General features: G+C 68.9%; 11 protein-coding genes and 3 pseudogenes. 7 read left to right on the top strand and 7 right to left on the bottom strand.

What is annotated here, in order from left to right; all coding sequences use genetic code 11:
• Window positions 1–365 precede the first annotated feature (365 nt).
• The gene (locus tag BMG07_RS12040; RefSeq protein ID WP_198084769.1) at window positions 366–1,019 is read left to right on the top strand and encodes a tRNA-uridine aminocarboxypropyltransferase; all 654 of its coding nucleotides are present in this window, start codon (window positions 366–368) and stop codon (window positions 1,017–1,019) included.
• Between the two features lie 197 nt (window positions 1,020–1,216).
• Here BMG07_RS12040 and BMG07_RS12035 read toward each other — a convergent pair whose 3' ends face one another.
• The 6 genes and pseudogenes from BMG07_RS12035 to BMG07_RS12010 all read right to left on the bottom strand — a co-directional run bounded on the left by BMG07_RS12035 (window position 1,217) and on the right by BMG07_RS12010 (window position 6,089).
• Entirely contained in the window at window positions 1,217–1,456 is a 240-nt protein-coding gene (locus tag BMG07_RS12035) for a hypothetical protein (RefSeq protein WP_198084768.1), read from the bottom strand.
• A 57-nt stretch (window positions 1,457–1,513) separates the two neighbouring features.
• Window positions 1,514–1,918: a DUF6194 family protein gene (locus BMG07_RS12030; protein WP_198084767.1), complete on the bottom strand. Its 405-nt coding sequence runs from the start codon at window positions 1,916–1,918 to the stop codon at window positions 1,514–1,516.
• 20 nt (window positions 1,919–1,938) lie between these two features.
• A complete protein-coding gene (locus tag BMG07_RS12025) occupies window positions 1,939–2,955 on the bottom strand; it encodes a tripartite tricarboxylate transporter substrate-binding protein (RefSeq protein ID WP_198084766.1) in 1,017 nt (338 codons plus the stop codon).
• A 19-nt stretch (window positions 2,956–2,974) separates the two neighbouring features.
• Window positions 2,975–4,391 (bottom strand): annotated as a pseudogene (locus BMG07_RS12020) (sensor histidine kinase N-terminal domain-containing protein).
• Window positions 4,392–5,056: pseudogene (locus tag BMG07_RS12015) on the bottom strand (response regulator).
• Between the two features lie 25 nt (window positions 5,057–5,081).
• Complete coding sequence (locus BMG07_RS12010; protein ID WP_198084765.1) at window positions 5,082–6,089, bottom strand: tripartite tricarboxylate transporter substrate binding protein; 1,008 nt, start codon at window positions 6,087–6,089, stop codon at window positions 5,082–5,084.
• A gap of 151 nt (window positions 6,090–6,240) precedes the next feature.
• On the opposite strand from BMG07_RS12010, the gene BMG07_RS12005 reads away from it, so the two are divergent.
• A complete protein-coding gene (locus BMG07_RS12005; protein WP_198084764.1) occupies window positions 6,241–8,307 on the top strand; it encodes an SEL1-like repeat protein in 2,067 nt (688 codons plus the stop codon).
• 12 nt (window positions 8,308–8,319) lie between these two features.
• Here BMG07_RS12005 and BMG07_RS12000 read toward each other — a convergent pair whose 3' ends face one another.
• Complete coding sequence (locus BMG07_RS12000; protein WP_198084763.1) at window positions 8,320–9,108, bottom strand: IclR family transcriptional regulator C-terminal domain-containing protein; 789 nt, start codon at window positions 9,106–9,108, stop codon at window positions 8,320–8,322.
• Between the two features lie 199 nt (window positions 9,109–9,307).
• Between BMG07_RS12000 and BMG07_RS11995 the strand changes: the two genes are divergently transcribed.
• From BMG07_RS11995 to BMG07_RS11980, 5 genes and pseudogenes are all read left to right on the top strand, one after another.
• Window positions 9,308–10,072, top strand: coding sequence for a shikimate dehydrogenase (locus BMG07_RS11995; protein ID WP_269758880.1), 765 nt, complete (start codon window positions 9,308–9,310; stop codon window positions 10,070–10,072).
• The gene (locus tag BMG07_RS41950; RefSeq protein ID WP_269758879.1) at window positions 10,066–10,230 is read left to right on the top strand and encodes a hypothetical protein; all 165 of its coding nucleotides are present in this window, start codon (window positions 10,066–10,068) and stop codon (window positions 10,228–10,230) included. Before BMG07_RS11995 ends, BMG07_RS41950 begins: the two co-directional genes overlap by 7 nt.
• Window positions 10,231–10,270: 40 nt before the next feature.
• Complete coding sequence (locus tag BMG07_RS11990) at window positions 10,271–11,104, top strand: shikimate dehydrogenase (protein ID WP_198084762.1); 834 nt, start codon at window positions 10,271–10,273, stop codon at window positions 11,102–11,104.
• Window positions 11,105–11,239: 135 nt separating this feature from the next.
• Window positions 11,240–12,450 (top strand): annotated as a pseudogene (pcaB, locus tag BMG07_RS11985) (3-carboxy-cis,cis-muconate cycloisomerase).
• Window positions 12,447–12,881: a carboxymuconolactone decarboxylase family protein gene (locus tag BMG07_RS11980; RefSeq protein ID WP_198084761.1), complete on the top strand. Its 435-nt coding sequence runs from the start codon at window positions 12,447–12,449 to the stop codon at window positions 12,879–12,881. Before pcaB ends, BMG07_RS11980 begins: the two are co-directional and overlap by 4 nt.
• Window positions 12,882–12,885 lie beyond the last annotated feature (4 nt).

Below are 12,885 nucleotides of genomic sequence, written 5' to 3'. Positions count from 1 at the left end.
GCGAGATTCTTTTCGAAGTGCACAAGGCGTCGCATGCCGAACTGAAGGACCAGAATCACCGATTTTTCGAAGGACTGGAACTGCTCGATGAGGCGTTTGAAGAGAACGTGCCGGCGTACAGGATGCTGCTGGGCAGTTGAGGCTTTGTGGTGCGAAGGCGCGGTATCGCAATTCGCCTGAGATGCGAAAATCGGCGAACCTCGCAAGTACGGAAGCAAGGGTCGACGGAATAGCTGCGAAACGAACGACTGCTGAGGAGAGGACGCTACTTCCGCTATGGGTCCACTGCGGTCCTCCGACCTTGTCCGAAGCTGCCGGTCGTCACGCCAAAGCCAATAGATCCCCCTTCCACGCATTGTCTAGCCATGTCCACCGCTTCAGTCCCACGCCCCCAGTGCATCGCTTGCCTGCGTCCGCTCAGCGCTTGCATTTGCCGCTGGGTCGCGCCCACCGCCCACGAGGTGGAGGTAGTGGTTCTGCAGCACCCGCTGGAGGTACACCAGGCCAAAGGCAGTGCTCGCCTGCTGCACCTCAGCTTGGCGCACAGCCGCTTGGTGGTGGGTGAGGCATTTGCCGCGCCGGTCTGGCCGGTGGACGGCAAGCACACGCTGCTGCTGTACCCGGACGATCAGCAACAACATACCGCCCCGGACCTGCGGGTTCCACCCCCGCCACCGCCCGAGTGGTCGCAAGCCCCGTCGCGCCTGCGCCTGGTCGTGCTGGACGGCACCTGGCGCAAAAGCCGAAAGATGCTCTACCAAAGCCCGCCACTGCAACAGTTGCCCCGCTTGGCCCTGCGCAACCTGCCGCCTTCGCACTACCGTATCCGCAAAGCCCATGGGCCCGACCAACTGTCCACGCTGGAGGCGACCTGCTACGCCTTGTGCCAACTGGAAGGCGATGCGGCGCGGTTCCAGCCCTTGCTGGATACCTTCGACGGGTTTGTAGAGTACTTGGAGCAGGCTGGCGGGCAACCTGACAAGTCCTGCCCTCAATCACGGGCTCCGGGGTTCATTTAAGTCCGAGGCGGGGCGCGAAACCGAACTTTGAATACGTATGACGGCGCCGGCACACAGGTCAGCACGTCACTTGAGAGATGCGTGCGGATGAAGTTGCGTAGGCCGGTTCGGGGGCAATATCGTGTCTACACGAATGTCCGCACAGCGCCAGATTGCGGTCCTCTGTCTGGATATCGGCCGACTATTCTTTGCCATCATTAGACGGTCAAGTCCAAACCAAGCATCTTGCCAAGGCCGAAGGCGAGGAGCGCGACGCCCAGGAGCGATAGCACGAAGACTGCGGCCACCTTGCCGCTCGCGCGTAGCACTGCGCTCTGCTTCTCCTGCCCCTTCCTCTTCTTCCCTTGCTCATAGTGCCACTTGACGGCGAAGAACATGCCCGTGCCGAACACGAGAACCTTGAACGCGACAAAGACTATAGGGACCCAATCGATCATTCCGAGTATTTCCTGGTTATCGGCGCGGTCGCGCCCTGAACAAACGCCCGCGCAGAGTTATCGGGCCTTGTCCCGCGAGACCATCAATTCACGCGCTTCCACAAGCAGCGGTTTCACCGCCTCGAAGGTCTTCGCGCTCGGGTTGATCACGCTCACCCAATACATCTTCCCGTATGCCGAATGCGGCATCAGCCGGTCGAGCGCAGCGAAGTCGATACCAGCCTCTTCCTGCTCGCCGAACAGCGCATGAAAAGTCTCCTTGCCCACGCCCACGTTGAGACGAAAAACCCCCGGGCGGTTCAGGTTCGACGCGCTGTCGAAATCGCTGTCCTTCGTGACGATGGTGGCAAAGGGAAACTTGTTGTCCGCGCCATGAAAGAAGAAGGTGTTGTCGTCGGCAACTTCAAAGTGGCCGCCGCCGAGCGAGTCGATGATGTGTTGGGTGATGTCGTCTTCAGTCATTCATTCGTTCATTCATTCACTCAGGGCTTCCAGCGGCGCAGCCCCAGTTCTTCGGCCAGTTGCCGGTAGGCCTTGATCTGCGCCTGCACGTAGTCGTCGAGCGCGGCGCCGGTGAGGGCGAAAGGATAAAGGTTGTGCTGCTCGCGCAAGGCGGCATAACCCGGCGCGGCGCTGGCTTCGCGAAAGGCCGTGGCCCAGGCGCGCACGGCCGCCTCGGGCACGTCCGCACTCAGGTACAGGCCGCGCACGGTCGGCCATACCAGGTCGACGCCTTGCTCGCGCGCGGTCGGCACGCCGGTGAGCGCGCCGCCCAGCCGCTGCTCCGACAGCACCGCCAGCAGCCGCACGGCCGTGCCGCCGGCAATGGCCTGCAGCGCCTCGGCCGCATCGCCCGAAAAGGCGTCGACATGCTTGCCCTGCAGCGCGGTGAGCGCGTCGCCGCCGCCTTCGAACGCGACGAAACGCATCGCCTTGTGGTCGCGCCCGGCCGCACGCACCAGCAGCGCGGCCTTCACCCAGTCCTGGCTGCCGACGGTGCCGCCCGCGCCGAAGGCGATGCGCGACGGGTCTTGCCGCAGCGCGGCGACCAGGTCTTGTAGGCGCTTGTAGGGCGAATCGCGGTGCACGGCGATCACGCCGTAGTCGGTGCCGAGCGTGGCGATCCAGCGCACGGCCGACGGCGCGTGCGGGCCGAAGCGGCCCTGCGCCAGGTTGAGCAGCGAGCCGCTGGAGAACGCGACCAGCGTGCCCGGTCCGCCGAGCTTGCCCGTGGCGATGCGGTCGAACGCGACGGCGCCGATGCCGCCCGGCAGGTAGCGCTGGCCCAGCGGCGGGCGCGCGGGGCGCACGGCCTGCAGCGCGTCGCGGGCCAGCGCGCAGGTCAGCGCGAAGCCGCCGCCGGCCTTGGCGGGGATCACGCAGTCGGCGGCTTCTTCCGAAGGGTCGCCCGGCGCGGCCATCGCGTGCAGGCTCAGGGGCATCAGCGACGCAGACAGGGCGCGCAATGCGTGGCGGCGGGTGGTGGAGAAGGGCGGCATGGGCAAGGGGCATCGCCCGTCAGGCCGCAGCCGGTCGGGGCCACCAGATGATCGCATGCAGGCCGCGGCCCACCTCTTTCGCTTCGAGCCGCAGCTCGCCCTGGTGCCGCTGCGCGATGGAGCGCGCAATGGCCAGCCCGAGCCCGAAGCCGCCCTTGCCGCGCGCGCGCCGCGCCGAAAGCGCTGGCCCAATGCGGCACGTTCCTTATCGCTGAGGCCGGGTCCGTCGTCCTCGACATTGAGGCTCCAGCCCGCCGCATCGCCCGCGGCGAACAGCGTGATCGTGCCTTCGGCCGGCGTGTAGGCGACGGCGTTGGTCACGAGGTTGCTCAGGGCCTCGCGCATCAGCCCCCGGTCCGCCACGGCCAGGAACTCCGGCGTGGGCGAGTGGATGCCCAGGTCGATGCGCTTGGCGCGCGCCAGCGGCAGCAGGTCGAGCGCCACCTCGCGCAGCAGCGCCGCCATGTCGAACGGCGCGGGCTCGACCGACACCGTGTCGCTGCGCCCGAGCGCCAGCAGCTGCTGCGCGCTGCGGGTGGCGCGGCCGATTTCGGTACCCAGCGCGTCGAGCGCGAGCTGAATTTGCGCCGGGTCTTGCTCGCGTCGCGCATAGTCGGCCTGCATCTGCAGCGTGGTGAGGTGCGTGCGCAGCTGGTGCGAGGCGTCGTCCAGGAACTGCGCTGCTGCGTCACCAGGTCTTGCGTGCGCGACATCTGCTGGTTCACCGCCGCCACCAGCGGGCGCACCTCGGCGGGCAGGTCGGCTTCGGCGATGCGCGTCAGGTCGTCGGGCGTGCGCGCCTGCACCTCGCGCGCCAGCCGCGACAGCGGGCGCAGCGCCGCCGCCAGCGCAATGGCGGTGCCGCACAGCAGCATCGCCAGCACCAGCCCGTCGCGCAGTGCCGCGCTGCGCACGAAGCGCGCGCTGAACTCCTGCCGCGAGCGCGTGCTTTCCCCCACCTGGATCAGCACGCTGCGCCCGGTGCTGCCGGCGGGCGCGCGGTCGAGGTCGCGGCGGTAGGCCGCGAGCCGCACGGCCTCGCCGAAGTAGGTCGCGTCGTAGAAGGCCGGCACGCCCATCGCGAGTTCGGCCGGCGGCGCGGGCAGGTCGGCGCTGCCCAGCTCGACCAGCCCGTCGGAGGTCGACACCCGAAAGAACACCTGCCCGCTCGCCGTGAGCTCGAAGAACTCGAACATCGTGTACGGCAGCTCGACCGACAGCCCGCCCGATGCCGTCGAGATGTTCGCGTCGATGGACTTGAGCGCGCCCAGCAGCGAGCGGTCGTAGGCCGCGTTGGCGGCGGCCAGCGCGTCGTGCCGCGTCATCCACAGCTCCAGGCCGGTCACGACCAGCAGCGCGGGGAACAGCAGCAGCGCCAGGCGCTGCCACAGGCTCGCGCGCTTCAGCCGTTCGCCCAGGCGCGAAGTCGCGTTCACTCAGTCCGCTTCCAGCACGTAGCCCAGGCCGCGCAGCGTGACGATGCGCACGCCGCTGCCGTCGAGCCGCTTGCGCAGCCGGTAGACGAGCACCTCGACCGCCTCGGGGTGCACCTCTTCGTCGTCGGAGAACACGCGGTCGAGAATCTGCTGCTTCGACAGCGGCTCGCCGCTGCGCTGCACCAGCGCGCGCAGCACGGCCAGCTCGCGCGGCGACAGGGCCAGCGCCTCGCCGTTCAGCGTGAAGTGGCGGCGCGCGCTGTCGTACACCAGCGGGCCGCAGGCCAGGCGCGGATGCTCCACACCTCGCGCGCGGCGCACCAGCGCATGCAGCCGCGCCTCGAGCTCGGCCAGCGCAAAGGGCTTGGCCAGAAAATCATCGGCGCCCGCGTGAGCGAGGCCACGCGTTCGTTCAGCGAGTCGCGCGCCGTGAGGATCAGCGCCGGCAGCCGCTGGTCGCGCTCGCGCAGGCGTTGCAGCACCGTGTGCCCATCGAGCCCGGGCAGGCCCAGGTCGAGCACTAGCGCGTCGTGGTCGCGTTGCTGCAGGGCCCGGTCGGCCAGTCGCCCGTCGTCCACCCATTCGACCTGGATGCCGGCGTGCTCCAGCGCCTTGCAGAGCCAGGTGCCCAGGGTGTGTTCGTCTTCGGCCAACAGGATGCGCATGGCGCGATGCTAGGGCCTGCGCCGCTCAGTCCGGCTTGATGTTTGCCCTTGCGATCACCTTTTGCCAGCGGGTTTGCTCCGCGGCAATGAACTGCGTGAACTGCTCGGGCGTGCCGCCCACGGCTTCGGCCGCGTCGGCGGTCAGGCGTTGCATCGAGTCGGGCGACTTCACGGCCTTCATGGTCTCGGCCGAGAGCTTGGCCAGGTTCGCGGGCGTGATGTTGGCGGGCGCCAGCATGCCGTACCACTGCGTCATCTCGAAGCCGGGAAAGCCTTGCTCGGCCACGGTCGGCACGTCGGGCAACTGCGGCAGGCGCTTGGCCGAGCCGGTCGCGATGCAGCGCAGCTTGCCCGCCTTGATGAACGGAATGATCGCCGCCGCGCCGATGGCCGATGCGTCGAGCCGGCCCGAGAGCAGGTCGGTCACCATCGGGCCGGTGCCGCGGTAGGGCACGTGCAGCATGAACACGTCGGCCGTCATCTTCAGATACTCGAAGGCCAGGTGGCCCGCGCTGCCGTTGCCGGCCGAGCCGTAGCTGAGCTTGCCCGGCTTCGACTTGGCATATGCGATGAACTCCTTGAGGTTCTTGGCCGGCACGTCGGGGTGCACCACGTACAGGCTGGGCACCTTGGCCAGCAGGCTCACGGGCTTGAAGTCCTTGTTCGCGTCGTAGGGCAGCTTGGCGAAGATGTACGGGTTCACGGCCAGCGTGCCGATGTGGCCCAGGATGATCGTGTGCTGGTCGGTGGCGCGCGCCACTTCGCTCATGGCGATGTTGCCGGCCGCGCCCGGCTTGTTGTCGACGAACACGCTCTGGCCCAGGGTGCGCGAAAGCTCGGCGGCGGTCGAGCGCGCAACGATTTCGGAGCTGCCGCCGGGCGCAAAGGGCACCACGAAGCGGATGGACTTGCTGGGCCACGTGTCCTGGGCCGAAGCCAGCGAGGGCAGCAGGCCGCCAAGGGCGAGGGCGCCGCCGGCTTGCAGCCAGTGGCGGCGGTTCAGTGCGGCATCGTTCGGGAACAGGTCGGACATGGGCTTGTGTCTCCAGCGCTTTTGGATTGAAAGCGCGCATGGTGCCCGGCGGATGCTGTCGGAATGCTGTCAGCGCGGCGCCTTGGGGCGCCCGGCCTATTTGTTAACTTACGTTACATTCGCGGAATAAAACCGAGGGAGAGGGAGCCCCATGAACGACACGGCCCGCGTTTTTCTGGACTGCTATGCGCAAGGCACCGAGCCCGAGGGCGGGTGGACCTTCGGCAAGGCCTTGAACCAGGCCCGGCTCGATCACTCGCCCGCCAGCCTGGAGCGCGTGAACATGCTGCTCGACCAGATCAACGCCAAGGTCAAGCCCGAGCGCGAGGCCTTCCTGGCGACGCCGGGCGGGCGCAACTTCTGCGCCTTGCTGGCGTACTACCTCGTGGCCTACGTGGCGAAGAAATCGGGTGCGCGCATCGACTGGCACGACCTGGCGTCGGCGCAGCAGGTGCTCGGGCCGGCGCAACCGCTTCCGCAAGGATCGCTCTCGCGCCTGGTGGCCATTGCGGACGACGTCGGCGTGGCGCTGCTGCCGCTGGGCTGGGTCGAGGACAAGCTCTTCGGCCAAGGCGGTGCGCCCGCGTGCGCGGACTACGTGGCGGGCATCGGCGCGCAGCTCGACCATGCCGGGCCTGTGGCATGGGCCGCCGCCGTGCGCTCGCTCGGCTTTCTTGCCTCGTATGCGATGTTCATGGTGTCCGAAGGGGCCGACCTGGTGCCGACGGTGCTGCGGCCCGACCCCGACGGCGCGGGCTCGACCTTCACGGCCATCGTCGACGACACGGCCGACGGCGCGCTCCGGCGCGGCCGTGCCGCCTTGCGCGAAGACGAAGGCGGGGGCGGGGGCGGGGGCGGGCCCCGCCACGCCGCCTTCGCCTGCGAGGCCAGCGTGACGCTGCCGGGCGGGCGCACCGACGCCATCGTGATCGAGCTGTGCAGCCACGGCGACAAGCCGCTGGCCGTGACCGTGGTGTTTCCGTTTCGCGCCGCGACCGATCCGCGTGGTTTTGCCATCTTCGCGCCTCAACTGATCGAGGGTACGGTGCCGGCCGAGGCCGAGGGGCTGTTCAACCGCGCGCTGGAAGCCGGCATCCAGGGCTTCAACTGGCCCTCGGGTTCATGGGCGCGCTACCGCGACGCGGCGCAGGCCGACACTACGTCCGTCACGCCCGCCGCACTCGACGGGAAGGACGTGAACGACGAGCCACCCGCCCGGCAAGACAGCCAGGCCGCCCGCCAGGCACGCGCTGCCGCGGCGGCCGGCGACATGCGCGCGCTCACGCAGTTGGCGCGGATGCACCTGAGCGGCGAGGGCGTGGCCCGCGACGACGCCAAGGCCGTGGCGCTGTTCACGCAGGCGGCCGAGGCCGGGCTCGCGGACGCCCAGTACTTCCTGGCCATGTGCTATCAGGACGGCTGGGGCGTGGCGCAGGACTACGCCCACTGCGTGCATCTCTACACCCAGGCCGCCGCGCAGGAGCATGCCGCGTCGATCAACAACCTGGCCGACAAGTACGAGCACGGCCTGGGCGTGGCGCAAGACCTGGGCAAGGCGCTGGCGCTGTACCGCGAGGCGGCCGAGCAGAACGTCATCGCGGCCTGGTACAGCCTGGCCAACATGTACGCCGACGGGCGCGGCGTGGCACGCAACATGGAGCAGGCGGTGCGCTGGATGCGGCTGGCGGCGGAGCACGACTTTCTCGACGCCAAGGCGCGCCTGCGGGCCTTGCAGTCGGACTTGAACGCCGGCTTGCGCGCGCAAGGGGCCGCAGCGCTGCTGGACGCCGCGCGGCTCGACGCCGAGACCCTCTACGAGCTGGCCGGCCGCGTCTACGCGCCCGACATCGCCGAGTCTTTGCCGGTCGCGTTCCAGCTCTACCTGCATGCGGCGAACAAGGGGCATGCCGATGCACAGCTGCAAGTCGGGTTTCGCTACCGGCGCGGCCTTGGCGTGGCGGCCGACGTGCCGCACGCCATCCGTTGGTACCAACGGGCCATGGCTTCGGGCAGCCCCTATGCGGCGGAAGACATGGGCGAGCTCTTCGAGGCCGGCGAACTGGTGCCGAAGGACCTGCGCCGCGCGGCCGAGCTGTACGCAAAGGCCGTCGAGGCCGGCAGCTTCACGGCGGGCGACAGGCTCGAGGGCCTGCGCCGGGCGGGTGTGGCCGCACCCGAGCCGGGCAAGACCGCCAAGCCGGGCTGGAAGTTCTGGTAGCCGTACCGCGGCTCAGATCAGGTTGCGCATCGCCTGCGCCGTCTCCCGCAACACCGGCAGCACCCGCGCCACCGCGTCTTCCGAACTCTCGTGCCCCATCGGCATGGTGATGTTCAGCGCCCCCACCAGCGTGCCGTGCCGGTCGCGCAGCGGCGCCGCGATGCCGCGCGAGTTCAGGTCGAGCTGCTGCTCCGACAGCGCCCAGCCCTGCGCCCGGATGCGCGCCAGCTCCAGCTTCATGCGTTCCATGCTCGCGATGGTGTGCGACGTGAACACCGTCAGCTGCTTCGTCGCCAGCCACTCGTTCAGCTCGGCGTCGCTGCGCAGCGCCAGCATCAGCATGCCCGAGGCCGTCACCTGCGCCGGCACGCGCGCGCCCAGCACGTAGCCCGTGCTCATGCTGCGGTTGGGGCCGTTGCGCGCGATGTAGACCACCTCGTCGCCGTCCATCACGCTGAGGTAGGCGATCTCGTTGGTGCCGGCCGCCACGCGCTGCAGAAACGGCTGCACCACGCGCGGCAGGCGGGCCGACTCCAGGTACGAGCGGCCGAGCCGCAGCACGCGCGGCGTGAGCCAGAACAGCTTGCCGTCGCTCGCCACATAGCCCATGTGCTGCAGGGTGAGCAGGTAGCGCCGCGCGGCGGTGCGGGTCATGTTCGTGCGCTGGCCGGCCTGGCTGGCCGTCAGGCGCGGGTTGGCGTCGTCGAAGGCCTCGATGATGCTCACGCCGCGCTCCAGGCCGGCTATCCAGTCGCGCTTGTCCAGGCCCGCGGGGGGCGTCGAGTCGTCCTTGCTGCTCATGGGCGGAAGTGTGCCTCTGGCCGTGGTCTCGGCGGCGGCATTCGATGCGGGTGAAAACCCTTGGTTTGAACGATTAACGATTTTTGAAGATCGATTATCGAACGTTTGACTCGATGCAGCCCCGCACAGATCGGGTGAAGGGACTATAAAGCTCGGCATCCGGCCTCCAAAAGAGCGATTGACGAACGGAAGCAAGCACATGAGCCATTCCATCAGCGGCAGCACCCAGGCGTACCTGATTCCGGGCGACCCGGTTCGCAATGTGCGGTTGCCGCGCATGTTCAACGCGGCCTTCGAGCGCTTCGGCATCGACGCCGTGCTGGTGCCCATGCAGGTGCCGGTGCGCGACTTCGCGGTGTTCTTCAAGTCGGCGTTCCTGGCGCGCAACGTGCGCGGCATGGTGATCGCGCCGCCGCACAAGCCGCTGGTGGTCGACCTGCTCGACGGCTGCGGCCTGTTCGGGCGCGTGGCCGGTTCCGTGAACGTGGTGCGCCGCACCGAAGGCGACCAGCTTGAGGGCGACCTGTTCGACGGCGAAGGCCTGATCGGCGCGCTCGACCACTGCAACATTCCCTTTCGCGGCAAGCGCGTGCTGATCCTCGGCGCGGGCGTGAGCGCCGCGGCCATCGGCGTGGCGCTGGCCGAAGGCGGCGTGGTGAACGGGGCGACCCACATCGCCTTCTACGACAAGGCCGCCGGCAAGGCGGCGGGCGTGGCCGCCAAGCTCGACGCGTTCTTCGACGCCACCGTGGTCGCGGTCGACAGCAACGCGCCCGAGGCTACGACCTGGTCGTCAACGCCACGCCGCTCGGGCTGGTCGAGGGCGACGCGCTGCCGCTCGACGTGGCGCGCATGGACGGCCACGCCGCGCTGTTCGACATTCTTCTGCGCAACCAGCCCACGCCGCTGGTGCGCGCGGCCCGTGCGCGCGGGCTCAACGCGCAGGCCGGCTTCGAGATGCTGATCCAGCAGATGCCGCACTACCTGCGCTACTTCGGCCACATCGACGCGGCCGACGCGCTGCGCGCCGACGCCGACTTTCTGCGCGAAATCATCTACCCGCCCGCCATGCACGGCGAGATCGCGCAGCCGCTTCGCTATCACTCCCCGAGCGTGGCCTGAGCCGCGCCGCGCCAAGCCTTTCCCCATTCAAGAGACCGACATGATTTCCGGCAAGACAACGCTCATCGCCCACCTGGGTTTTCCGACCGAGGCCTTCAAGGCACCGATGATCTACAACCCCTGGTTCGACAAGCAGGGCATCGACGCGGTGGTGGTGCCGATGGGCGTGAGGCCCGAGGACTTCGCGGCCTCGCTGCCGCAGATCTTCAGGTTCAGCAACCTGCGCGGCGCGCTGGTGACGATGCCGCACAAGGTCACGACCATGGCGCTGGTGGACGAGGTCACGCCCACCGCGCGCGTCGCGGGCGCCTGCAACGCCATCCTCAAGCGAGCCGACGGCACGCTGCTGGGCGACCAGTTCGACGGCGCCGGCTTCGTGCGCGGCGTGGAGCGCAAGGGGCGTTTGTTCAAGGGCACGCGCGTGCTGGTGTCGGGCACGGGCGGCGTGGGCTCGGCCATTGCGGCGTCGATTGCCGCGGCAGGCGCGGCCGAGCTGATGCTGTTCGACATGAGCGACGCCTCGGCCGGCGCGCTGGCCGCGCGGCTGCGCGAGCACTATCCGCAGATGAAGGTGAGCACGGGCTCGAAAGACCCGGCCGGCTACGACGTGGTCGTCAACGCCACGCCGCTCGGCATGAAGGAGGGCGACCCGCTGCCGTTCGACGTGGACCGCATCGACCCATCGACATTCGTCGGCGAGGTCGTGATGAAGACCGAGTTCACGCCGTTGCTGCTCGCCGCGAAGGCCAAGGGCTGCCAGGTGCAGGTCGGCACGGACATGCTCTTCGAGATGATCCCGGCCTACCTCGAGTTCTTCGGATTTGGCACAGCGTCCCCGGAGGAATTGCGTGCCGTGGCCCAATTGAAGTACTAGACACACCCCCAGTCTTCGCGCACTTCGTGTCGCTGCGCCAACCCCCTTGCAGGGGGCAACACCAGCGGCCCGGCAAAGCCGGTTCCGCGGTGTTTCGCGAAGGGGGCGGTGACGCCGTTGTTTGAAAGTTATCGCATGAGCATTTTTGAAGGTTTTCTCTCCACATCCGAAACGCTGGGCGCCTTCAGCGACCGCGCGTTCGTCGACGCGATGCTTCGCTTCGAAGCCGCGCTGGCGCGGGCCCAGGTCGCCGAGGGGCTGATCCCCGAAAGCGCCGCGCATTCGATCGTCAGCAGCTGCAAGGTCGAGCTGTTCGACGTGGCCAAGATCGTGCGCGAAAGCGGCCGCGCGGGCAGCGTCGCCATTCCGCTGGTCAAGGCGCTGCGCGAGGCCGTGAGCCTTTTCAACGCCGAGGCCGCGCCGTTTGTTCACTTCGGCAGCACCAGCCAGGACGTGATCGACAGCGCCATGGCGCTGGTCACGCGCGAGGCCGTGTCGCTCATCGAGACCGACCTGGCCAAGGCCGCCGACGCGCTGCTGCGCCTGGCCACGCAACACGCCGAAACCCCGATGCTCGCGCGCACGCTGATGCAGCCGGCCTCGGTCACCAGCTTCGGCTTCAAGTGCGCGGGCTGGGCCGCGCCGCTGGTGCGCAGCCGCATCCGCCTGCGCGAGGCCGCGAAGCACGCGCTGCAACTGCAACTGGGCGGCGCCGTCGGCACGCTCGCGCAAATGAAGGGGCAGGGCGCGGCGGTGCGCCAGCGCATGGCCAAGGAACTGGGACTGGGCGACCCCGGCGCCACGTGGCACACGCAGCGCGACGAATGGGTCGCGCTCGGCTGCGAACTGGGCCTCATCACCGGCAGCTGGGCAAGATCGCGGTCGACATCGCATTGCTCGGCCAGTACGAAGTGGCCGAGGTGGCCGAGCCCAGCGAGCCCGGCCGTGGCGGCTCGTCGGCCATGCCGCACAAGCGCAACCCCGTGGCGTCGATGGTGGCCATTGCCGCCGCGCACCGCGCGCCGCAGCGCGTGGCCGCACTGCTCGGCGCCATGCCGCAACAACACGAACGCGCGCTCGGCGCATGGCAGGCCGAGCTGGCCGAGTGGCCGCAGCTGCTGATGTCGGCGCACGGCAGCGTGCGCGCCATGGCCGGCGCGCTGCCCGGCCTGCAGGTCGACGCCGCGCGCATGCGCGCCAACATCGACCGGCTGCGCGCCGAACTCCCACGCGACGCGGCCGACGAATGGTTTGACCCCGCGCTCGCCCGCAACGCCGGCCAGACCGCGCTCGCCGAAGTGAAGGCGCTGCAGACCCGACTCACAGACAAGGAATTCCCGCAATGACCGCCCCGGAAACGCCGAACACGGCGCAGAACAACGACTACGAAGACGGCCTCGTCAACCGCCGCCGCGTGCTCGGCGACGCCTGGGTCGACAAGTCGCTGGCCAACCGCAACGGCTTCAACGCCGAGTTCCAGGAACTGATCACGCGCCACGCGTGGAACGACATCTGGGGCCGCCCCGCGCTGGGCGACAAGACGCGCCGCTACATGGTGCTGTCGATGATGCTGGGCATCCACGCGTACGAAGAGTTCGCGATGCACGTGCGCGCCGCGCTCGACGGCCCGCCCGAGTCGCGCCTCACGCCCGACGACATCAAGGAAGTGATCATGATGGCCGCCATCTACTGCGGCGTGCCGGTGGCCAACCACGCCTTCGGCATTGCGACCGGCATCCTGCGCGAGAAGGGCCTGCTGCGCCCGCGACGCCTGTGACGCC

It is taken from the genome of Variovorax sp. E3 (genome assembly GCF_016082275.1).
Taxonomy (GTDB): domain Bacteria; phylum Pseudomonadota; class Gammaproteobacteria; order Burkholderiales; family Burkholderiaceae_C; genus Variovorax.
This window is presented reverse-complemented; position numbering and strand designations above follow the sequence as displayed.